Annotated in this window: 15 protein-coding genes and 2 pseudogenes; 16 read left to right on the top strand and 1 reads right to left on the bottom strand. The window is 42.1% G+C overall.

Annotated elements, in window-relative coordinates:
- Window positions 1-13 precede the first annotated feature (13 nt).
- The 12 genes and pseudogenes from RIN70_RS10335 to RIN70_RS02640 all read left to right on the top strand — a co-directional run.
- Window positions 14-137: pseudogene (locus RIN70_RS10335) on the top strand (translation initiation factor IF-2 N-terminal domain-containing protein); the annotation flags it as partial.
- 95 nt (window positions 138-232) lie between these two features.
- Window positions 233-2,728: pseudogene (infB, locus tag RIN70_RS02590) on the top strand (translation initiation factor IF-2); the annotation flags it as partial.
- Between the two features lie 73 nt (window positions 2,729-2,801).
- A complete protein-coding gene (gene rbfA / locus RIN70_RS02595) occupies window positions 2,802-3,152 on the top strand; it encodes a 30S ribosome-binding factor RbfA (protein WP_003003976.1) in 351 nt (116 codons plus the stop codon).
- Window positions 3,153-3,601: 449 nt separating this feature from the next.
- Complete coding sequence (locus RIN70_RS02600) at window positions 3,602-5,233, top strand: Na/Pi cotransporter family protein (protein ID WP_049498095.1); 1,632 nt, start codon at window positions 3,602-3,604, stop codon at window positions 5,231-5,233.
- Between the two features lie 153 nt (window positions 5,234-5,386).
- Window positions 5,387-6,544 (top strand): N-acetylglucosamine-6-phosphate deacetylase, encoded by a 1,158-nt coding sequence (nagA, locus tag RIN70_RS02605; protein ID WP_201087892.1) that lies wholly within the window; start codon window positions 5,387-5,389, stop codon window positions 6,542-6,544.
- 172 nt (window positions 6,545-6,716) lie between these two features.
- Entirely contained in the window at window positions 6,717-6,935 is a 219-nt protein-coding gene (locus tag RIN70_RS02610; protein ID WP_003018530.1) for a hypothetical protein, read from the top strand.
- Complete coding sequence (locus RIN70_RS02615) at window positions 6,932-7,774, top strand: aldo/keto reductase (protein WP_254733340.1); 843 nt, start codon at window positions 6,932-6,934, stop codon at window positions 7,772-7,774. Before RIN70_RS02610 ends, RIN70_RS02615 begins: the two co-directional genes overlap by 4 nt.
- Window positions 7,775-8,043: 269 nt before the next feature.
- Window positions 8,044-12,462 carry a S8 family serine peptidase gene (locus RIN70_RS02620; RefSeq protein ID WP_313790659.1) on the top strand — a complete coding sequence of 1,473 codons (4,419 nt, stop codon included), beginning with the start codon at window positions 8,044-8,046 and terminating at the stop codon, window positions 12,460-12,462.
- A 511-nt stretch (window positions 12,463-12,973) separates the two neighbouring features.
- The gene (gene glyQ / locus RIN70_RS02625; protein WP_023920271.1) at window positions 12,974-13,891 is read left to right on the top strand and encodes a glycine--tRNA ligase subunit alpha; all 918 of its coding nucleotides are present in this window, start codon (window positions 12,974-12,976) and stop codon (window positions 13,889-13,891) included.
- A gap of 208 nt (window positions 13,892-14,099) precedes the next feature.
- Window positions 14,100-16,136, top strand: coding sequence for a glycine--tRNA ligase subunit beta (gene glyS / locus RIN70_RS02630; protein ID WP_313790660.1), 2,037 nt, complete (start codon window positions 14,100-14,102; stop codon window positions 16,134-16,136).
- 33 nt (window positions 16,137-16,169) lie between these two features.
- Window positions 16,170-16,427, top strand: a complete 258-nt coding sequence (locus RIN70_RS02635; protein WP_118096406.1) for a DUF896 family protein — start codon at window positions 16,170-16,172, stop codon at window positions 16,425-16,427.
- Window positions 16,428-16,590: 163 nt separating this feature from the next.
- Entirely contained in the window at window positions 16,591-17,973 is a 1,383-nt protein-coding gene (locus RIN70_RS02640; RefSeq protein WP_195623615.1) for an amino acid permease, read from the top strand.
- 257 nt (window positions 17,974-18,230) lie between these two features.
- On the opposite strand, the gene RIN70_RS02645 is transcribed toward RIN70_RS02640, so the two are convergent.
- Window positions 18,231-18,410, bottom strand: coding sequence for a hypothetical protein (locus RIN70_RS02645; protein ID WP_003010379.1), 180 nt, complete (start codon window positions 18,408-18,410; stop codon window positions 18,231-18,233).
- Window positions 18,411-18,560: 150 nt separating this feature from the next.
- On the opposite strand from RIN70_RS02645, the gene rsmH reads away from it, so the two are divergent.
- From rsmH to mraY, 4 genes are read left to right on the top strand one after another with little or no spacing between them, the layout of a single operon-like run.
- Window positions 18,561-19,511, top strand: coding sequence for a 16S rRNA (cytosine(1402)-N(4))-methyltransferase RsmH (gene rsmH, locus RIN70_RS02650; protein WP_061591246.1), 951 nt, complete (start codon window positions 18,561-18,563; stop codon window positions 19,509-19,511).
- Window positions 19,512-19,522: 11 nt separating this feature from the next.
- Entirely contained in the window at window positions 19,523-19,858 is a 336-nt protein-coding gene (gene ftsL / locus RIN70_RS02655; protein ID WP_049485557.1) for a cell division protein FtsL, read from the top strand.
- The gene (pbp2x, locus tag RIN70_RS02660) at window positions 19,851-22,133 is read left to right on the top strand and encodes a penicillin-binding protein PBP2X (protein ID WP_195623616.1); all 2,283 of its coding nucleotides are present in this window, start codon (window positions 19,851-19,853) and stop codon (window positions 22,131-22,133) included. The genes ftsL and pbp2x overlap by 8 nt, the downstream gene beginning before the upstream one ends.
- Before the next feature lies 1 nt (window position 22,134).
- Window positions 22,135-23,127 (top strand): phospho-N-acetylmuramoyl-pentapeptide-transferase, encoded by a 993-nt coding sequence (gene mraY, locus RIN70_RS02665; protein WP_151379206.1) that lies wholly within the window; start codon window positions 22,135-22,137, stop codon window positions 23,125-23,127.
- Window positions 23,128-23,143 lie beyond the last annotated feature (16 nt).

Raw genomic sequence — 23,143 nt, forward strand, 5'->3', positions numbered from 1 at the left:
AGGAGGACAGCAATTGTCTAAGAAAAGATTATACGAAATTGCCAAAGAATTGGGCAAGGAAAGTAAAGAAGTCGTCACTCGTGCGAAAGAATTAGGTTTTGACGTCAAGAGTCATGCATCTAGTGTCGATACTGATGTTGCTGAAAAGTTGATCAAGAGCTTTGCAGCGAAAAAAGAAACAGTCGAAAAGAAAGTAGCAGAAGTGGCTGCCAAGACAACGGCTGTCGCAGAGAAAAAAGAAGCAGCGCCTGTCAAAAAAGAAGGAGCAACTGAGACAAAATCAGTAACGCCAGCTGCTAAACCAAAGAGTCGTAACTTTAAAGCGGAACGAGAAGCGCGTGCAAAAGAACAGGCTGAACGTAGGAAACAACAAGACAATCGTCCAAAACGTGATCGCAAAGATAATCAGCGTCATGGTGACAACCGAAATCAACGACCACAAGAGCGAAATGAACAGCGAAATCAAGGTTCTGAGCGTCGCAATAACCGACCAGATCAAAGACGTGGTGCACAGCCCCAAGTGGCACCAAAAGTTGATTTCAAAGCGCGTGCAGCAGCACTGAAAGCTGAACAAAATGCTGAGTACGCACGTGGAAGTGAAGATCGCTACAAACAACAAGCTGCAAAAGCAGAACAAGAACGTCAACAGCGCCGGAAACGGGTAGAAGCACCAGAAGTGAAAGCACCTGTACAGGAGCCAGCTGTTGAGAACCATACAAAACCAGCTGTTGCTGCTGCTCCAGCTCAAGTCGATACACGTCGGAAGAAACAAGCGCGACCAGATAAGAAACGCGATGATTTTGATCGTGAAGAAGATGGTCCAAGAAAACAACAAAGGAATCGAAATAGTCAAAATCAAGTGAGAAATCAGAGAAATAGTAACTGGAATAACAATAAGAAAAATAAAAAAGGAAAGAACAACCGTAATGATGCTCCAAAACCAGTAACAGAGCGTAAATTCCATGAATTACCAAGTGAATTTGAGTATACGGATGGAATGACGGTTGCCGAAATCGCAAAACGCATCAAGCGTGAACCGGCTGAAATCGTCAAGAAACTCTTTATGATGGGAGTCATGGCGACTCAAAATCAATCGCTGGATGGAGATACGATTGAACTCTTGATGGTGGATTATGGAATTGAAGCCAAGAAAAAGGTTGAAGTGGACAATGCCGATATCGAACGCTTCTTCGTTGAAGATGGTTATTTGAATCCAGATGAGTTGGTAGAGCGTCCACCAGTTGTCACCATCATGGGACACGTTGACCACGGTAAAACTACCCTTTTGGATACCCTTCGTAATTCACGTGTAGCAACAGGTGAAGCGGGAGGAATCACTCAGCACATCGGGGCTTATCAAATCGTGGAAAATGGCAAGAAGATTACCTTCTTGGATACACCTGGACACGCGGCCTTTACTTCTATGCGGGCGCGTGGTGCATCTGTTACCGATATTACCATCTTGGTCGTAGCGGCAGATGACGGGGTGATGCCACAGACTATCGAAGCCATCAACCACTCAAAAGCGGCTAATGTTCCAATCATTGTGGCTATTAACAAGATTGATAAACCAGGAGCTAATCCAGAGCGTGTCATCGGTGAATTGGCAGAGCATGGAGTTATGTCAACAGCTTGGGGTGGTGATTCTGAGTTTGTAGAAATCTCAGCTAAGTTCAACCAAAATATCGATGAACTCTTGGAAACGGTCCTTCTTGTGGCTGAAATCCAAGAACTTAAAGCAGATCCAACTGTTCGTGCCATCGGTACTGTTATCGAAGCGCGCTTGGATAAAGGAAAAGGTGCGGTCGCAACCCTCCTTGTTCAACAAGGTACCTTGAATGTCCAAGACCCAATCGTTGTCGGAAATACCTTTGGACGTGTCCGTGCCATGACCAATGACCTTGGACGTCGTGTGAAGGTTGCAGGACCATCTACTCCGGTTTCTATCACTGGTTTGAACGAAGCGCCAATGGCAGGTGACCACTTCGCGGTTTATGAAGATGAAAAATCAGCGCGTGCAGCTGGTGAAGAACGTGCCAAACGTGCTCTGATGAAACAACGTCAAGCAACCAACCGCGTCAGCCTTGAAAATCTCTTTGATACCTTGAAGGCTGGAGAAGTGAAATCCGTTAATGTCATCATCAAGGCCGATGTACAAGGTTCGGTTGAAGCTCTTGCTGCTTCCCTTCAAAAGATTGAAGTGGAAGGTGTGAAAGTGACCATCGTTCACTCAGCAGTTGGTGCCATCAACGAATCAGACGTGACCCTTGCAGAAGCTTCAAATGCCTTCATCATCGGATTTAACGTCCGTCCTACTCCACAAGCACGTCAACAAGCTGAAGCTGATGAGGTAGAAATCCGTCTTCACTCAATCATCTACAAAGTGATTGAAGAAATGGAAGATGCCATGAAAGGTATGTTGGATCCTGAGTTCGAAGAGAAAGTCATCGGGGAAGCAGTTATTCGTGAAACCTTTAAGGTCTCTAAAGTGGGTACCATTGGTGGATTTATGGTCCTTAGTGGTAAGGTTACACGTGATTCCAAAGTCCGTGTCATTCGTGACGGTGTCGTGATCTATGACGGAGCTCTTGCAAGCTTGAAACACTTCAAAGATGATGTCAAAGAGATCACAAATGGTCGTGAAGGTGGATTGATGATTGAAGGCTACAATGATATCAAGACAGATGATACCATCGAAGCCTACATCATGGAAGAAATTAAAAAATAAGATGCTGACTAGGAAAAAAGAGGACTCTCCTCAGATTTCCTAGTTTTTAAACACAGAGTAGAAAGGAGTTCCTATGGCAAGTCATTTTCGGACAGACCGAGTAGGGATGGAAATCAAGCGTGAAGTCAATGAGATTTTACAAAAGAAAGTCCGTGACCCGCGTGTTCAAGGTGTCACCATTACGGATGTTCAAATGCTAGGTGATTTGTCTATGGCCAAAGTGTATTATTCAATTATGAGTGATTTGGCTTCAGACAATCAAAAGGCTCAGACAGGCCTTGAAAAAGCAACAGGAACCATCAAGCGTGAATTAGGTCGGAATCTGAAATTGTACAAGATTCCAGATCTTACTTTTGTGAAAGACGAATCCATCGAATACGGGAATAAGATCGATGAGATGTTGCGCAATTTGAACAAAGACTAGAGAGGTTGGAAATTTCCACGCCCAGATTGAAAGACAAAGTCTTCTCAGAAACTTTCCTTAGGTGAGTACGGACGTCAGCGAACTTCTACGAAGTTCCAAGACTAATTATTGAGCCTAAGGTCTCAATAATTCCGAGTACCTGAAACTATTAAGTTTCAGGTACTTTTCTCACGACGAAAAGTTTCAGTAGATGATTGAATCACTCTAACGAGTAACATTTCTTTTTATAGAATTTATTAGATTTATAAAAAAGAATAGTTTGTCTACAGTCTCGAGTTGGAAATTTCCAACTTCTTTTTTTGACTCTTAAAATGAGGAAAATAAAACAGAAAGAAAAAAACGGTTTCAAAAAATAATAGAAATTTACAGAAATCTCTTGTGTGATTGGAAATTATCCTTTACAATAGGAGAGGAGTTTTATTTATGATCTCATATTTGGAGGAATGATCATGTCCATTAACTGGCAGGAAATTGTGTTTAACTTTTTGGGAGGGTTGGGTCTCTTTCTCTATAGTATTAAAACCATGGGAGAAGGACTGCAACAAGCCGCAGGGGACCGTCTTCGCTACTATATTGATAAATATACCAGCAATCCCTTTCTAGGGGTTCTAGTAGGGATTGGGATGACTGCCTTGATTCAGTCGAGTTCAGGGGTTACAGTGATTACGGTCGGTCTGGTGAGTGCAGGACTTCTAACCCTCCGTCAAGCTATTGGTATTGTTATGGGGGCCAATATTGGAACGACTATTACCTCCTTTATCATTGGTTTTAAATTAGGAGACTACGCTCTTCCCATGCTCTTTATCGGAGCGGTTTGTCTCTTCTTTACCAAAAATCGTTTGGTTAATAATGTTGGACGAATCGTTTTTGGTGTCGGTGGTATCTTCTTTGCCCTCAACTTGATGAGTGGGGCTATGGAACCTCTTAAAGATTTGCAAGTCTTTCGTGACTATATGGTGCAGTTAAGTAAAAGTCCTATCTTGGGTGTCTTTGTTGGATCAGGCTTAACACTTTTGATTCAGGCCTCTTCTGCAACCATTGGTATCTTGCAAAATCTCTATGCTAGTCATTTGATTGACCTGAAAGGAGCCCTCCCAGTTCTCTTTGGTGATAATATCGGAACGACCATTACAGCTATCATTGCTTCCTTGGGAGCTAATATTGCGGCCAAACGTGTGGCAGGTGCCCATGTAGCCTTTAATGTTATCGGAACCATTATCTGTCTTGTCTTCCTTGTTCCGTTTACCTCTTTGATTCAATGGTTTGAAACGACTCTTCATTTATCCCCAGAAATGACCATAGCCTTTGCTCACGGAACCTTTAATATAACCAATACCATCATCCAGTTCCCATTCATTGGAGCTTTGGCATACTTTGTGACCAAGCTGATTCCTGGTGAGGATGAGGTTGTCAAATATGAACCGCTCTACTTGGATGAAAACTTGATCACCCAAGCGCCTTCGATTGCTCTTGGAAATGCGAAAAAAGAGTTGCTTCATTTAGGTGGATATGCAGATAAAGCCTTTAGCCTCTCTTATGATTATATTGTTCATCAAAATGAGAAAACAGCTGAAAAGGGTCATAAGACAGAAGAAGCCATCAATACCATCGATGATGATTTGACTCGCTACCTGATTCGTTTGTCAAGTGAAGCCTTGAGTCCGAGAGAAAGTGAAGTTCTCACCAATATCTTGGATTCTTCACGGGATTTGGAGCGGATTGGAGATCACGCGGAAGCCTTGATCAATCTGACCGATTATTTAATTCGTAAGAAAGTGGTCTTTTCAGAAGCGGCCTTGGCTGAATTGGAAGATATTTACAACCAAACCCATCAATTTGTAGAGGATGCTTTGAAAGCTATCGAGCACAATGATGTGAGTCTTGCAAACCAATTGGTAGCACGTCACGAGGCAATTGAAAAATTGGAGAAAAGACTTCGGAAAACTCATATTCGTCGTTTGAACCAAGGTGAATGTACGCCACAAGCCGGAGTGAACTTTATTGATATCATTTCTCACTATACACGTGTTGCAGACCATGCCATGAATCTAGCTGAAAAAGTACAAATCGAGCAAATTTAAGGAACGTCAAACAGAGTAAGTAGGAAGCTTACTCTGTTTTTTGTTGGATTCTATTCAAAAATAGGTCTAGACCATTTACAAATGGAAGTGAAAGCGTTATAATATGTATGAATATAAATGGAACACAGTTCCTACAATGGAAAGGACGATTTTATGTCTACATATATTAAAGCAGATCAATTTTATTACCCACATGGGGTTCGCCGCGGAGGCTATTTGGAACTCGTTGATGGCAAGTTTGGAAAACATGTGGAAAGCTTGTCAGAAGGTGCGGATGTGCTGGATTATTCTGGTTACAGCATTGCGCCTGGCCTCGTAGATACCCATATTCACGGATTTGGTGGGGTAGATGTGATGGATAACAATATCGAAGGCACTCTCCATACCATGAGTGAAGGTCTCTTGAGTACAGGGGTTACGAGTTTTTTGCCTACGACCTTGACTTCCTCTTACGAACAACTTTTGGCAGTAACGGAAAATATCGGTGCACGATACAAAGAAGCAACAGGAGCCAAGATTCGCGGGATTTATTTTGAAGGACCTTATTTTACAGAAAAATACAAGGGAGCTCAAAACCCATCTTATATGAAGGATCCAAGTATGGAAGAATTCCGGGCTTGGCAAAAAGCTGCCAATGGTCTGTTGAATAAGATTGCCCTTGCTCCTGAGCGTGAAGGTGTAGAAGACTTTGTTCGGACCATTACAGGAGAAGGGGTGACTGTTGCTTTGGGACACTCCAATGCAACTTTTGAAGAAGCTAAAAAAGCGGTAGATGCAGGTGCGAGTGTCTGGGTGCATGCCTACAATGGTATGCGTGGTTTGACGCACCGTGAACTCGGTATGGTTGGTGCTATGTATGAGTTGCCTCATACAACAGCAGAGTTGATCTGTGATGGCCATCACGTGGATCCGCTAGCGTGTGATATCCTGATGAAACAAAAAGGAAAAGAAAATGTTGCCTTGATTACTGACTGTATGACAGCTGGGGGCTTAGAAGACGGGGACTACATGCTTGGGGAATTCCCGGTTGTGGTCGCTGAAGGGACGGCTCGCTTGAAATCAACTGGTAATCTAGCTGGCTCAATCTTGAAATTGAAAGATGGATTAAAAAATGTTGTAGAGTGGGGGATTGCTAACCCTCACGAAGCAGTGATGATGGCCAGCCTCAATCCGGCAAAATCAGTCCATATTGATGATGTTTGTGGTCAAATTCGCGAAGGGTATGATGCTGACTTCATCGTGCTTGATCAAAATTTGGATCTGGTTGCGACCTATCTCGATGGGGTCAAACGTTACCAGGCGACTAACTAGATTCAAGAAACGAAGATAGAATACTTCCTCTCTAGGTCATACCTAGAGAGGTTTTTGTGACGTATTCATGGGGTTAAACAGTCTTGAGGGGCTTTTTGTTTACCGATGGTAGTGCAATTTTGTGAATGCTGTCTTTTCATGCTATAATGGGAATTGAAATGTGAGGTAGCTTATGAAGGCAATTGATATACGTTTTTTATTGATGGGAATTTTTTTCTTGCTCTATGGGATTGTAAGAAAAAATATCTTTATTGTGATCGTTGGTGGGGCATTTTTACTCTATAGTTTTTATAGCAAGAAGATGGAGCCAACCAAGAAGAATATTTTTAAGCCAGAGCTTAAGCTTCGAGGGCCTAAGAAACCGAAATCGAAGAAAGGAAAGAAAAAATGAATCATTATCGTTTAAATAATGGGGTGGAGATTCCTGTATTGGGATTTGGGACGTGGAAAGCAGCGGATGGAGAAGAAGCCTATCAAGCTGTCTTAGCTGCTTTAAAAGCAGGTTATCGCCATATCGATACAGCTGCGATTTATCAGAATGAAGAGAGTGTGGGTCGGGCCATTAAAGACAGTGGTCTTGCGCGCGAAGACCTGTTTATTACCACCAAACTTTGGAATACTCATCACACCTATGAAGACGCTCAAGCTGCTTTGGAAGAGTCTCTTGAGAAACTAGGCTTGGACTATGTGGATCTTTATTTGATTCATTGGCCAAATCCAAAATCACTTCGAGAAAATGATGCTTGGAAACAACGAAATGCTGAGGTTTGGCGAGCAATGGAAGATATGCTAGCTGCTGGCAAGGTTCGGGCTATTGGTATTAGCAATTTTCTGCCTCATCATTTGGAAGCCCTCCTTGGAACAGCTCGGGTCATTCCGGCTGTGAACCAAATTCGTCTAGCACCTGGGGTTTACCAAAGTGAAGCCATTGCAGCAAGTCGCAAGCATGGCATTTTACTAGAGGCTTGGGGACCTTTTGGCCAAGGAGAATTGTTCCAAAATGAACAAGTAAAAGAAATGGCTACTAAATATGGAAAGACCGTCGCTCAACTAGCCTTGGCTTGGAGTTTGCAAGAAGGTTTCCTTCCATTGCCCAAATCGGTTACACCTGAGCGGATTGCGAGTAATTTAAATTGCTTTGATTTTGAATTGACAGCAGATGATGTGGAACTCCTTCGCCATCTTCCGGTTGAAGCAGGTGCACCAGATCCGGACACCAAAGATTTTTAAAAGGGAATTTCTATTCATTAATAAAAACCGAGGACAGTTTCGTTCTCGGTTTTTAAAATCCTTTCAATGATTAAATAATTTTAAAACTCCAACAAAAACAGATGTTCTATAATACTTTCCCATTCTAATTTACAATTTTCCGAACGAAAATAAATTAATAGCTAGTAATATTCGTAAATGTTACATTTGTGTTACAATTTGTTTTTTGAATGAATTTTCAGATAATTTTGCGTTATAATAGTTACTATTAAAATAAAAGGGGAGTTTCTATGAATAGACAAGAACGTTTTTCATTAAGAAAATACAAATTTGGTGTAGCCTCAGTTTTATTAGGGGCTGTTTTGGTATTTGGATCTGCACAAGCGAGTGCAGAAGAACAAGCGGCCAGCCAAACGAGTGCTGGAACACAGCTTGTAGCCACTACTCAACAGGCACCTGCTGAAGAAGAGCATTCACAAGCAACAGAAGCAAGTACAGCAGTTGCTAGTGAGAAAGTAGAAGTTGCAAAAGAAGTAACAGTTGCTGAAAAGACAACGAATACAACAGAAGCAGCTCTTATTGAAAAAACAGAAGCTCCGAAAGAAGCAGCTACTGTTCCAGAAACAAAACCGGAAGTAGCAGAAAAACCTGTAGAAAAAGCAACAGAAGTGGCTTCTGCGACAAGTTCAGAAACAACGAATCGCCATGAGGCAGCTGAAAAACCTCAAAGCATCGAAAGTGACGAAATTATTACTGTTCCCCAAACCTGGAAGCAAGGCTATAAAGGGGAAGGGATGGTTGTTGCCGTTATCGACTCTGGCTTGGATGTGAACCACGAGGTTCTTCGGATTACCGATCCTTCAAAAGCTAAGTTTAAAAACCAAGAAGAAATCGAAGCTGCTAAGAAAGCGGCAGGAATTGATTATGGTAAATGGTACAACGACAAGGTTGTCTACGCTTATGACTACTTTGATGGTACCGACAATATCAAAGAGGCCGAAAGAGATTCTCACGGGATGCACGTTACAGGGATTGCAACAGGGAATCCTGATAAAGAAGCAGGAAACGGTGAAAAGATCTATGGTGTAGCACCAGAAGCGCAAGTTATGTTTATGCGTGTCTTTTCAGATCGTCAAAAAACAACAGGATCTGCTCTTTATGTAAAAGCAATTGATGATGCTGTAGCTCTTGGTGCAGATACTATCAACATGAGTCTTGGCTCTACGACTGGTTCTACGGTCAATGCGGATTCAGATATTGTAGATGCCATTAAACGAGCGCGCGCTAAAGGCGTATCTGTCTTAATTTCTGCAGGAAATAGCAATAGCTTTGGAAATGGTTACTCAAGACCTTCTGCTGAAAATCCAGATTATGGTTTGGTCGGAAACCCATCAACGGTAGAGGACTCCATCTCTGTTGCTTCTATCAATAATAATGTTATTACGACAGAAGTATTTGAGGTGAAAGGTCTAGAAGGCAATGCGGAAGCGGATAACGGTAAGTTTGATTACAGTAAATCTGCTGCAGATGCTGATTTTGAAAAAGGCAAAGAGTACGAATATGTGTCAGTTGGTCTTGGAAAAGAAGATGATTTCAAAGATTTGGACCTTACCGGTAAATTAGCTTTAATCCAACGTGGGGAAATTCCCTTCTCAGAAAAGATTGCGAATGCATTCCATCATGGAGCAGCAGGAGCTTTGGTCTACAATAATGTGGAAGGATCTAACCTTGGAATGGCAATTGAAGGAGATGCGAAAAAGATCCCATCTGTCTTTATTTCAAAACGCTATGGGGAAGCTCTTAAGGCAGGTTCCTACAAAATTGTCTTTAACAATACTATGGCCAACCGTCCATCTCCAGAGACAGATCAATTATCTGATTTCTCAAGCTGGGGAGTGACAACAGATGGTCAGTTGAAACCAGATGTCACAGCACCTGGTGGGAATATCTTCTCTTCTTTAAATGACAATACCTACGGGGATATGAGTGGTACTAGTATGGCCTCACCTCACGTAGCTGGTGTTGCAGCCTTGGTTAAAGAATACCTTGTGAAGAACCATCCAGAATTGACTCCTGAACAAGTTTCTGCAACTGTGAAAGCCTTGATTATGTCTACGGCTAAACCACATGTTAACAAAGAAACCGGTGTCTATACGTCTCCACGCCAACAAGGAGCAGGGGTTGTAGACACAGCCGCAGCCGTTTCAACAGACTTGTATGTGACTGGTGAAAACAACTATCCAAGCGTTACTCTTGGTAATGTTGGAGATAGCTTTACCTTTGATGTCACAGTCCACAATATTTCAGATACCGATCGTACCTTGAAAATGTTGGTGAATACTGACACAGATGAAGTGAAGGATGGTAAATTTACCCTACGTCCACGTAAATTAACAGAAACTGCTTGGCCTGAAGTAACCGTGAAAGCACATAGTTCTGAAACAGTTACAGTGAAAGTCGACACAAGTAAATTCACAGAAGAATTAAGCAAAGAAATGCCAAATGGCTATTTCCTTGAAGGATTTGTTCGTTTTGTCGATCCAGCAGATGATGGGGATGTAGTTAGCTTGCCGTTTATGGGATTCAAGGGAGAATTCCAAAACCTTCCAGCTGTTGAAAAACCAATCTATGATTTGGTTCGCGAAGGAAAAGATGGCTTCTACTATCATGTTCCAAAAGATTTGAATATCTCCTCTAGTGCCAATGTTTCTGCGCTTGTTACCCTGCAAAATGACCTTCTCCTCACACAAGGAAAACGAGATGGTCGTCGGATTACAGTTCTTGGTATTGAAGAAAATGCGGAAGGTACACATTCTCTTCAATTAGATGAGAATGGGAATGTTCGCATTGCCATTTCGCCAAATGAAGATGGAAATAAAGACCTCGTTGAATACAAGACAGTCGCCCTTAGAAACATTGAAAACCTTCGTGCAACTGTTTATGCAGCAAGTGATACGGAACATAAAAATCCACTGTGGGAAGGAACTCCATCTGACCATCGTAAGAACTTCTTCAACGGTGACCAAAAGAACCCACGCAGCTACACATTAGCTAATACTACTTGGAATGGTATTGATGCGAATGGGAATGCAGTAGCAGATGGTCTATATGATTATGTCATTCGTTACACACCAATGGTTCCTGGTGCTGAAGAGCAATCAACGACCTTTAAGGTTCAAGTTGATACTCAAAAACCAGTGATCACATCTGGATATATTCGCTTTAAAGATGGGGCACAACAGTTTGTAGCTCGTAAAGCCAAAGATGTTGGAGACGGCGGAATCTTATCTGAAAAACTCGTTTACGTCACACCATTTGATGATAAGGGAACAATGGTCCAAACTAGTGATGATAAGAATGGGACACGTGCCCTTGAAAATTACCATGTCATTAAAGCGAATGCAGATGGTAGTTTCGATCTTCCTGAAAATATCGATAAGAAGAATATCTATTACTACGTAGAGGACTTTGCAGGGAACGTAGACTATGTTTCACTAGCTGATTTAGTTCGGGATCAAAATAGTGGCCGGATTCAAATTGCTGTTCGTGACGCTAAGACGAACAAAGATTTGGATACTATGTATGTTTACCGAATCAAAGATAGTAATGGTCAATATGTGTCAGTTGATAAGACAAAAGATATTAACTTCTTGAACTTTGGTCATTATACTGCAGAAATCTTTACGTATGATCGTACAGAAGTGAAATTTGTCAGCAGCTTGACACAAGAATTTGATTTGACAGAGGATAATAGTTTCCAAACGATTGCTTTTCTTGCCAATACTTTAGAATATGCACCAGTTAGCATCAGATTTGATCAACCGGTTTCAAAAGCAGCTACGATCGTATTAAAAGGGGCAGATGGTGAAAACTTTGTCTTGCCTGCTGAAAAATATGGTAAAAATGGCTTTGGTAAATCTGTAGCAACTGGTCAATATACCTTGGTTGCAACTCTTCCTACAGGCTATGAACTAGCTGAGGAAGCACCAGTGATCTCAGTTGTCGCAGGGCGCAACAACAATTATCGTATTGGAGTGATCTCAAAAGTGGATCTCTTAGCTGCTTTGAACAACCAAGCAGATGTTACAAAGACAGCGCAATATTTCAATGCCAGTGCGGATAAGAAGGAAGCCTATGATCAAGCCTTGCAAGCTGCCCAAGCAGCCTTGACCAACAAGGTTAGTCAAGAGCAAGTCAACCAAGCTCTAGCTAGTCTTGAAGCTGCCAGCCAAGCTTTGGATGGGAAAGATTCAAACGTTGCGGCCTTGAAAGAAGCTATGCAGGCTTACGATGCTACGACTAAAACTGGTCGTTATGCCAATGCCAAAGAAAAAGTACGTCGCGACTACGATCGTGCTTTCCAAACAGTTGCCTTGCTTGCAGTTGATCCAACTGTGAAACAAGAACAAATCAATCAAGCACTTGCTGAGCTTAGCCGTGCGGAAGGAAAATTAAACGGGAAAGCAACTGATTTTTCAAGCCTTGAAAAATACATCAAGGAAGAATTGAAGTTCCAAGAAAAGAATGCTAAATTCATCTATGCTGGAAATGAAGAAAAAGAAGCTTACCTAGCAGCCTTCAAGGATGCGCAAACTATCCTTTCAAATCCAGGAGCAAGCCAACAAGATGTGAAAGATGCTTTGACAGCCTTGAAGAATGCCAAGAAAAAACTTCATGGTAAAAAACCAAAAGCTGCGAGACGTCCATAAGAAAAACAACCTTGTTTGTTAGCCTAAAATCCGTATGAAACGATTGTTTCATGCGGATTTTAATTTACAAGTCACTAAAAATCTGTTATAATACTAGTCAAGAAAGAAGGGCTTACGGCGTTTTTCTAGCGAGCTTGGGATAGTGAGAGCCAAGTAGAGCAAAGTAAGCAAGTGGCGCTTTCTCTCAGTAAAAAGCTGAGTAAAGTAAAATAAAATGAAGTAATAAATTAGGGTGGAACCGCGTTTCTGACGCCCCTAGGTCATAGACTTAGGAGCAGAGACACGGTTCTTTTTGTGTCCTAAGTCACAAGAAACTTTATGAATAAGGAGTAAAACATGTCTAAAAAATTGACTTTCCACTGCGTCAGTGGCAGAGATCTCCTTACAGTCGGACTGCCACACGCTCAGCACTAGGGTGCCTGAGCTAGACGCAGTACTAACTCGTCTTGCTTCGTGTAATCGACGGGGCAGACTCGTGTCGCAAGAAATCATTTAAATCAAGGAGTATTTAATGTCTAAGAAATTAACCTTTCAAGAAATTATTTTGACTTTGCAACAATACTGGAATGACCAGGGTTGTATGCTGATGCAGGCTTATGATAATGAAAAAGGTGCGGGAACCATGAGTCCTTACACCTTCCTTCGTGCCATTGGTCCTGAGCCATGGAATGCGGCTTATGTAGAGCCATCACGTCGTCCAGCAGATGGACGTTACGGGGAAAACCCAAACCGTCTTTACCAACACCACCAATTCCAAGTGGTGATGAAACCATCACCATCAAACATCCAAGAGCTCTACCTTGAATCATTGGAAAAATTGGGGATCAATCCTTTGGAACACGATATTCGTTTCGTTGAAGATAACTGGGAAAACCCATCAACTGGTTCAGCTGGTCTTGGTTGGGAAGTTTGGTTGGACGGTATGGAAATCACTCAGTTCACCTACTTCCAACAAGTTGGTGGCTTGACAACTGGTCCGGTAACTTCTGAGGTTACTTATGGTTTGGAACGTTTGGCTTCTTACATCCAAGAAGTAGATTCTGTTTACGATATTGAGTGGGCTCCAGGTGTTAAATACGGAGAAATCTTCCTTCAACCAGAATACGAGCACTCAAAATACAGCTTTGAAGTTTCTGACCAAGATATGCTTCTTGAAAATTTCGAAAAATTTGAAAAAGAAGCAGGACGTGCTTTGGAATTGGGTCTTGTTCACCCTGCCTATGACTACGTTTTGAAATGTTCGCATACCTTTAACTTGCTTGACGCTCGTGGTGCTGTTTCTGTTACAGAACGTGCCGGCTACATTGCCCGCATCCGTAACTTGGCCCGTGTCGTAGCCAAAACCTTCGTCGCAGAACGCAAGAAACTCGGTTACCCACTTCTTGACGAAGCAACACGCGCCAAACTCCTAGCAGAAGAGGAAGAGTAAAGAGAGCGTATTAGATGGGATTGGATGATAGAGCAATCCTACAGAACCAGTTGCCGCAGTGATAAAGGTATCGTTAGAGAAACTAACGATACCAGGCAAAATTGGAGACCTTAGGCTCCAATTTTAGCAATGAAACGACGAAGTCGGTTGCTTGCGTGCCAATCACATAAGGCAAACTGGAAAAAAAGATATTTTTCGGAGAAAAAACATGACAAAAAACTTATTAGTAGAACTTGGACTTGAAGAGTTGCCAGCCTACGTTGTCACACCAAGTGAAAAACAACTCGGTGAGAAAATGGCAGCCTTCTTGGATGACAACCGTCTTTCATACGAAAGCATTCAAACCTTCTCAACACCACGCCGTTTGGCCGTCCGTGTGATTGGTTTGGCTGATCAACAATCAGATTTGACCGAAGATTTTAAAGGACCTTCTAAGAAAATCGCCTTGGATGCAGATGGAAACTTCTCAAAAGCGGCTCAAGGATTCGTCCGCGGAAAAGGCTTGACGGTTGATGATATCGAATTCCGTGAAGTCAAGGGTGAAGAGTACGTTTATGTTACGAAGCACGAAGCTGGAAAACCAGCTAAAGAAGTCTTGGCTGGCGTTCCAGAGGTGCTTGCTTCATTGACCTTCCCTGTTAGCATGCACTGGGCTAACAACACCTTTGAATACATTCGCCCAGTTCACACCTTGATCGTTCTTTTGGGCGACGAAGCACTCGACCTTGATTTCTTGGATATTAAGTCGGGTCGTGTGAGTCGTGGGCACCGTTTCCTTGGACATGAAGTAGAAATTACCAATGCGGATTCGTATGAAGAAGACCTTCGTACCGTTTACGTGATTGCGGATAGCAAAGAACGTGAAAACATGATTCATGAGCAAATCAAAGCCATCGAAGCAGAACAAGGTGTGCAAGTTCAAATCGAAGAAGGACTTTTGAATGAAGTCTTGAACTTGGTCGAATACCCAACTGCCTTCATGGGAAGCTTTGATACTAAATATTTGGACGTTCCAGAAGAAGTCTTGGTGACCTCAATGGAAACGCACCAACGTTACTTTGTTGTTCGTGACCTTGATGGTCAGCTTAAACCAAACTTCATCTCAGTCCGTAATGGGAACGCTGAGCATTTGGAAAATGTCGTTCGAGGAAATGAAAAAGTATTGGTGGCACGTCTTGAAGACGGTGAATTCTTCTGGCGTGAAGACCAAAAACTTAAGATTGAAGATCTCGTTGCTAAATTGGCTCATGTGACCTTCCATGAAAAAATTGGTTCTCTCTCTGAACACATGGCGCGTGCTGGTGTTATTGCAGCGTCATTGGCTGAGCAAGCTGGTTTGACTGCTGAAGAAATGGCAGCCGTCGCTCGTGCAGCTGAAATTTACAAATTTGACCTCTTGACGGGTATGGTCGGAGAGTTCGATGAATTGCAAGGAATCATGGGTGAAAAATACGCCCTCCTCGCTGGTGAAGATGCTGCGGTAGCGACAGCTATCCGTGAGCACTACCTTCCTGATTCAGCAGACGGAGCTCTTCCAGAGACTAAGGTTGGTGCTATCCTTGCCCTTGCAGATAAATTGGATACCCTCCTTTCATTCTTCTCAGTTGGCTTGATTCCATCAGGTTCAAATGACCCTTATGCGCTTCGTCGTGCAACACAAGGGGTTGTTCGAATCTTGGATGCTTTTGGTTGGCATATCCCTATGGATGAGTTGATTGACAGCCTTTATGGACTTTCATTTGATAGCCTTTCCTATGACAATCAAGCAGAAGTGCTCAACTTCATCAAGGCGCGTGTGGACAAGATGATGGGACGCACAGCAAAAGATATCAAAGACGCTGTTCTTGCTGGTTCAAACTTTGTCGTGGCTGATATGCTGGAAGCAGCTGAAGCTCTTTCAGAAGCTGCGAAGACCGATGGTTACAAGGCAGCTGTTGAATCCCTCTCACGTGCTTTCAACTTGGCAGAAAAAGCAGATGCTTCAGTAGCAGTCGACGCTAGTCTCTTTGAAAACGATCAAGAAAAAGCCCTTGCTAAAGCAATTGAAGATCTTGAATTGACTGGTTCAGCTAGCGACAAATTGGCTCAACTCTTTGCTCTTAGCCCAATCATTGATGCTTTCTTTGACAATACCATGGTTATGGCAGAAGATGAGGCGGTTAAAAACAACCGTTTGGCCCTTCTTGCAGGCCTTGTAGCGAAAGCTAATGCTGTTGCAGCCTTCAACCAATTGAACACAAAATAAGTACCTGATGACAGGTAGAAAGTAGGTTTTATTATGACACCTGAAAAAATCGCTCGTATCAATGAGCTTGCTAAAAAGAAAAAAACAGAAGGTTTGACGCCAGAAGAAACAGTGGAACAAGCAAAACTTCGTGAAGAATACATTGAAGGTTATCGTCGTTCGGTTCGTCACCACATTGAAGGTATCAAAATTGTGGATGAAGATGGAAATGATGTAACCCCTGAGAAACTACGCCAAGTGCAACGGGAAAAAGGTTTGCATGGCCGTAGTCTCGATGACCCTAATTCATAAGCAAAAGAGTGCTGGAAGAGATTTCAGCACTCTTTTTAATCTATAAAATTCAGAATATTCTGGACTGGATTGACCAATTTTTAAAAACATGGTATAGTAGATTGTATGAAAATTTGAAGTATACTTTTCTGAAAATGTACAGAAAAAGAATTGGAGTAATTATATGTCAAAAAAACATCATCCTGGTGAAGAAACCGAAAATGGGATGGTTCGTGGTCTGCAAAATCGGCATGTTCAGCTGATCGCTATTGCAGGAACCATCGGGACAGGACTCTTTCTTGGAGCCGGTCGTTCCCTTTCTTTGACAGGGCCCTCTATTATTTTAGTCTATATGCTGACTGGCGCCTTCATGTACTTGATGATGCGGGCAATCGGAGAAATGCTCTATATGGACCCTGATCAACACACCTTTATCAACTTTATCACCAAGTATATAGGAAAAGGTTGGGGTTATTTTTCAGGATGGTCCTATTGGGTCTCCTTGGTATTTTTGGGAATGGCAGAGATCACGGCTGTTTCCAACTATGTCCAGCTTTGGTTTCCAAATTGGCCAGCCTGGCAGATTCAAATTGTCTTTTTAGCGCTTTTAAGTTGTGTAAACTTGATCGCTGTGAAGGTTTTTGGAGAGGTTGAATTCTGGTTTGGAATGATCAAGATTGTCACGATTTTAGCCCTGATCGCAACAGGGATCTTTATGGTGACGACGAATTTTGAAACACCAGCTGGACACGCTAGTTTAACCAATATTACCAGTGGTTTTCAAATGTTTCCAAATGGTTGGGTCAAGTTCGTCATGGCATTCCAAATGGTCTTCTTTGCTTACCAAGCGATCGAGTTTGTTGGAATTACTACTTCTGAAACCGCTAATCCCCGCCAAGTATTGCCAAAAGCTATTAAAGAAATTCCAATCCGGATTGTAATCTTTTATGTAGGAGCTTTGTTGGCGATTATGGCTATTTTCCCTTGGCAACAGCTTCCTGTCAATAAGTCACCGTTTGTAACGGTCTTTCAGATGGTAGGAATCAAGTGGGCAGCTGGATTGATTAATTTTGTTGTACTGACAGCTGCTGCATCTTCCTTGAATTCCACCCTCTATTCAACAGGGCGTCACTTGTACCAGATTGCAAAAGAAACACCAAACAGCAAAGTGATGAATCGTTTGAAACTGAATAGCTTATCTCGTATGGGGATTCCAAGTCGCGCGATTATTTTTTCTGCGATTGTGGTTGCTGTTTCTGCCTTTATCAATGTCTTGCCAGGTGTCTCAGATGCCTTTGCCTTGATTACGGCATCTTCTTCTGGTGTCTACATTGCTATTTACATTTTGACCATGCTTGCCCATCTTAAGTACCGTAAATCGAAAGAATTTATGCCAGATGGTTTTGTCATGCCAGCCTATAAAGTGTTGAATCCATTGACCATTGTTTTCTTCCTCTTTGTATTCGTTTGTCTCTTCTTGCAAGAATCAACATACATTGGAGCGATTGGAGCAACCATCTGGATCATTCTTTTTGGGATTTACAGCAATTGGAAACATAGTAAATAAACCGCAAGAGAGTGGGACAGAAATCGGTAATTCGTTAGAATTCGATTTCGTCGTCTCACCTCCGCACAGTTGAGTAGGGCTGTAAAAGCTGATGAAATCAGCGTAGTAGAGCCCACTCAACCACTGCGTCTTGCTCGAAAATCCAAAAATAATTGAGAGGCTAGGACTTTTGTCCCAGCCTCTTTATTATTTCAGAGCTAGTTTCCTTTTTGTAAGAAATTTCTTGGGGGATTAGAAAAAAACAGAGATGGAAGAAATTATTTTTCTTCCATCTCTGTTTTTTGTTTTTGAATAGCTTTTTTGAGCCACCAAAGTGAGCCGACTAGGATCAGGGCAGCAAGCCAAAAAATCCAAGCCTCAATAGTGGTTAGAAAAAAGTAGAGAGCGATAGCATCGACCAATAAAAGTGGGATGAGAATCTGTTTTCTTATTTTCATAAGAGTATTGTATCATAAATCCTAGAGGAAACAAGTGAAATCAAGCCTTTCTAGGTATTTTGTAGGATCCGAAAAGGGCAGATAGGATTAGTTAGTGAATTTTCTTTCAGGAGTGCATCTTGGTTCCATTTGTGGTAAAATAGTAAAGATATGAGTAAAGAATTTCATCATGTAACGGTTTTGCTTCATGAAACGATCGATATGCTGGATGTTAAGCCAGATGGGATCTATGTAGACGCCACATTGGGTGGGGCAGGCCACAGCGAATATTTGTTAACAAAATTAAATGAATCGGGCCATCTTTATGCCTTTGACCAAGATCAGCATGCAATTGAGAATGCTAAGATTCGTTTAGCACCTTTTATTGAGAAAGGCATGGTGACCTTCATTAAGGATAACTTTCGTCATTTGAAGGAACGTCTAAACGAATTGGGTGTGACTGAAATTGATGGAATCTGTTATGACCTAGGTGTCTCTAGTCCTCAGTTAGATGAACGGGAACGCGGATTTTCTTACAAGAAAGATGCGCCGTTAGACATGCGGATGAATCAAGAAGCTTCCTTGACAGCCTATGAAGTCGTTAATAGCTACGATTACCATGATCTAGTCCGTATTTTTTTCAAATATGGAGAGGACAAATTTTCCAAGCAAATTGCGCGGAAAATTGAGCAAGCACGAGCAATTAAACCGATTGAAACGACGACTGAATTAGCAGAGATTATTAAATCTGCTAAACCAGCTAAGGAGCTCAAGAAAAAGGGCCATCCTGCTAAACAGATTTTCCAAGCCATTCGTATCGAAGTCAATGATGAACTGGGAGCTGCAGATGAATCGATTCAGCAAGCCATGGATTTGTTGGCCCTCGATGGTCGTATTTCTGTGATTACCTTTCATTCGTTAGAGGATCGATTGACCAAACAATTGTTTAAAGAAGCTTCGACGGTTGAGGTTCCAAAGGGACTTCCCTTTATTCCAGATGATTTGAAACCAACGATGGAGTTGGTCAACAGGAAACCTATTTTGCCAAGTGATGAAGAGCTTGAGGATAATAATCGATCCCATTCAGCAAAACTACGGGTTGCTCGAAAAATACACAAGTAAGAGGAATTGATATGGCAGCAAGAGATGAGAGAACAAGAACACAGATACTGCAAGACCGCTTTCGCCGTTTCTCTAGAGTAGAAAAGGCTTTTTATGGGTCGATTGTCCTAACAGCTGTTATTTTAGCCATTAGTATCGTCTTTATGCAGACACGGATTTTACAAGTTCAAAGTGAACTGACTGATTTGAATACGGAACTAGAAGCCAAAAAGACGGAATTGGCAGATGTTCGTCAAGAGGTCAATGAATTAACACGTTATGACCGCTTATCACAGTTGGCTAGCTCCCAAGGAATGAAGCTGCAAAAAGAAAATCGAAAAACAGTGAGTGCAAGTAGTGATGAATAAATTCAAAAAATTTTTGATCGGGTATTCGATAAAGAAACGTCGCTTGCCGGATCAGAATCGAAAACAAGTTGGGAAAAATCTCAGTGTACTGGCGATTTTCCTCTTTTTTCTCTTTCTGATTAATTTTGCAATGATCATTGGGACTGACAAAAAATTTGGTGTGACCTTATCGGATCAAGCCAAGAAAGTCCATGAGCAGACGGTCATTGTTCCTGCAAAACGTGGAACGATCTATGATCGAAATGGAGCAGTAATTGCTGAAGATGCTACGACCTATAACGTTTATGCCGTTATTGATAAAAAGTACAAATCAGCAACCGGGAAAATCCTCTATGTAGAAGAGAGCCAATTTAAAAAAGTAGCAGAAATCTTTAAGCAGTACTTAGGGATGGATGAGGATTACGTCATTCAACAGTTGTCGCAAAAGAAATTGAAACAGGTTTCTTTTGGCTCGAACGGAAATGGCATTACTTATAGTAATATGACGGCTATCCGTGAGGCCATGGAAGCAGCGAAGATTGAAGGGGTTGCCTTTACAACTAGTCCAAATCGAAGCTATAAAAATGGAGTTTTTGCCTCTCAATTTATAGGGCAGGCCTCTCTTCAAGAAGATAAAGAGGGGAATAAAACCTTGAAGGGGCAATCAGGAATGGAGAAATCCCTCGATCGTATTCTCGCTGGTCAAAATGGAGTCATCACCTATGACAAAGACCGAAACGGCAATATCGTTCCTGGTTCAGATAAGGTTTCTGTCAAAACAGAAGATGGAAAAGATGTTTATACGACCATTTCGGCAGAATTGCAGACCTACCTTGAGACACGTATGGATGTTTTCCAAGAAAAAGTAAAAGGAAAGTATGTTAGTGCGACTCTTGTGAGTGCAAAAACAGGAGAGATCCTAGCGACAACGCAACGTCCTTCCTATAATGCGGATACCAAACAAGGGCTGGATCTGAAAAACTTGAAAACCTGGAATACCATCCTTTATCAAGATCAATATGAACCGGGTTCAACGATGAAGGTCATGTTATTAGCTTCGGCGATTGATCATGGAACCTTCCCAGCTTATAATGAGGTATACTACAGTAACGAACTACAAGTAAAAGATGCGACCATCCGTGACTGGGATGTCAATATGGGACTGGCTGAAGGTCGCTATATGAATATCGCGCAGGGCTTTGCTTACTCAAGTAACGTGGGGATGACCCGCTTAGAGCAAAAGATGGGAAATGCTGTCTGGATGGACTACCTAACCCGTTTTAAATTCGGTCTTCCAACTCGTTTTGGAATGGGAAATGAAGCTTATGGTGGTCTTCCGGGCGATAACTACGTCAGTCAGGCACAATCTGCCTTTGGTCAAGGGATTTCCGTCAGTCAAACTCAAATGTTACGGGCCTTTAGTGCTATCGCCAATGATGGGCAAATGTTGGAGCCGAAGTTTATTAGTGCCATTTACGATAAAAAATCAGACACAGCCCGCAAATCAAAAAAAGAAGTTGTTGGAAAACCAGTTTCAGGATCAGCTGCGCAACAGACTCGAAATTATATGATCACCGTCGGAACAGATCCAGAGTATGGAACCTTGTACAGTGATGGACCTATCATTCAGGTACCCGGTCAAAACGTTGCAGTGAAATCAGGGACTGCCCAAATGGCGACAGATCAAGGATACTTGCAAGGAGAAAATGATTATATCAACTCGGTTGTAGCGATGACACCTGCAGAAGACCCTGAATTCATCATGTATGTAACAGTCCAACAACCAGAAGTGAAATTCTCAGCCACTAGCTGGGAAGAACTGGTCAATCCTATTTTGGAAGATGCAGTTGCTTTAAAAGATGAATTGCACTTAACATCAGAGGCACCAACTTTGGATGATGTGACCAAAGAAACGACCTACAAAATCCCTTCAGTGGAAACTCTCTCTAAAGAGTTGAATCTGAAGCAAAATCTAAGCCCAGGTGCTTATTCAGAGGAATTGCGTCGCAATTTGGTGCAACCAATTGTCCTAGGAACCGGGAAAAATATCCGCAAAATGTCTGTGGATGTAGGCTCTAAAGTCAAAGCCAATCAACAAGTATTGTTATTGACAGAAGACTTTGATGCGGTTCCAGATATGTATGGTTGGACTAAGAAAAATGCAGACATCTTTGGAGAATGGACTGGAATTGAAATTACCTATAAAGGTAGTGGAAAGAAAGTAACCAAACAAAGTGTCAAAATGAACACCTCACTCAATAAAACCAAAAAGATTACGTTAACATTAGGAGACTAAGATGTATATTGCTACGATCCTTGTATCGTTTCTATTAACAGTGGCTGCTATTCCAGCCTTTATTCGATTTTACCATCGTGCTCATATTTCTGGGCAACAAATGCATGAAGATGTGAAACAACACAAAGCGAAAGCTGGCACTCCAACAATGGGTGGAGTGGTGTTTCTCATTACAGCAGTTCTAGTCAGTTTTGTCGTTACCGTATTGACTGGAAATTTCACGCGACCTGTTCAACTTACTCTATTTATCTTGATTCTATATGGAATTGTTGGATTTTTGGATGACTTTTTAAAGGTTTTTCGTAAGATTAATGAAGGGCTCAATCCAAAGCAAAAATTAGCTCTTCAACTCGTTGGTGGAATCATCTTCTATATTTTTTCTGAACGCCACGGTGCAGGAAGCCTTTTGAATGTCTTTGGTTACGATCTTTACTTGGGCCATTTCTACATTCTCTTTGCTTTGTTTTGGTTGGTTGGTTTTTCAAATGCCGTCAATTTGACAGATGGGATTGATGGATTAGCCAGCATTTCCGTTGCCATTAGCCTGAGTGCCTATTCCTTTATTGCCTATATGCAAGGAAAATGGGACATTCTCTTTGTCACCTTGAGTATGATTGGGGCCTTGCTAGGATTCTTTGTCTTCAACCACAAGCCGGCTAAAATCTTTATGGGAGATGTCGGTAGTCTAGCTCTTGGAGGGATGCTTGCAGCCTTGTCAATGGCTTTGCATGTCGAGTGGACGCTGCTCTTGATTGGTCTGGTCTATGTCATTGAAACAGGTTCAGTGATGCTACAAGTGACCTATTTCAAATGGACCAAGAAACGGTACGGGGAAGGACGTCGGATTTTCCGAATGACTCCTTTCCACCATCATTTAGAACTGGGTGGCCTTTCTGGCAATGGGCAAAACTGGTCAGAATGGAAAGTGGATGCCTTTATGTGGAGCATTGCCTTGGTGACAAGTGTCGTGACTCTAGTCCTTCTCTACCTATAAAACGACGGTGGGCTTG

It is taken from the genome of Streptococcus parasanguinis (assembly GCF_032163505.1).
Classification (GTDB): domain Bacteria; phylum Bacillota; class Bacilli; order Lactobacillales; family Streptococcaceae; genus Streptococcus; species Streptococcus parasanguinis_V.

Bases quoted from the DNA above. Each gene is read 5' to 3' on its own strand.
- rbfA (WP_003003976.1), top strand. From the start codon at position 2,802: ATGGCAAGTCATTTTCGGACAGACCGAGTAGGGATGGAAATCAAGCGT.
- RIN70_RS02600 (WP_049498095.1), top strand. From the start codon at position 3,602: ATGTCCATTAACTGGCAGGAAATTGTGTTTAACTTTTTGGGAGGGTTG.
- nagA (WP_201087892.1), top strand. From the start codon at position 5,387: ATGTCTACATATATTAAAGCAGATCAATTTTATTACCCACATGGGGTT.
- RIN70_RS02610 (WP_003018530.1), top strand. From the start codon at position 6,717: ATGAAGGCAATTGATATACGTTTTTTATTGATGGGAATTTTTTTCTTG.
- RIN70_RS02615 (WP_254733340.1), top strand. From the start codon at position 6,932: ATGAATCATTATCGTTTAAATAATGGGGTGGAGATTCCTGTATTGGGA.
- RIN70_RS02620 (WP_313790659.1), top strand. From the start codon at position 8,044: ATGAATAGACAAGAACGTTTTTCATTAAGAAAATACAAATTTGGTGTA.
- glyQ (WP_023920271.1), top strand. From the start codon at position 12,974: ATGTCTAAGAAATTAACCTTTCAAGAAATTATTTTGACTTTGCAACAA.
- glyS (WP_313790660.1), top strand. From the start codon at position 14,100: ATGACAAAAAACTTATTAGTAGAACTTGGACTTGAAGAGTTGCCAGCC.
- RIN70_RS02635 (WP_118096406.1), top strand. From the start codon at position 16,170: ATGACACCTGAAAAAATCGCTCGTATCAATGAGCTTGCTAAAAAGAAA.
- RIN70_RS02640 (WP_195623615.1), top strand. From the start codon at position 16,591: ATGTCAAAAAAACATCATCCTGGTGAAGAAACCGAAAATGGGATGGTT.
- RIN70_RS02645 (WP_003010379.1), bottom strand. From the start codon at position 18,410: ATGAAAATAAGAAAACAGATTCTCATCCCACTTTTATTGGTCGATGCT.
- rsmH (WP_061591246.1), top strand. From the start codon at position 18,561: ATGAGTAAAGAATTTCATCATGTAACGGTTTTGCTTCATGAAACGATC.
- ftsL (WP_049485557.1), top strand. From the start codon at position 19,523: ATGGCAGCAAGAGATGAGAGAACAAGAACACAGATACTGCAAGACCGC.
- pbp2x (WP_195623616.1), top strand. From the start codon at position 19,851: ATGAATAAATTCAAAAAATTTTTGATCGGGTATTCGATAAAGAAACGT.
- mraY (WP_151379206.1), top strand. From the start codon at position 22,135: ATGTATATTGCTACGATCCTTGTATCGTTTCTATTAACAGTGGCTGCT.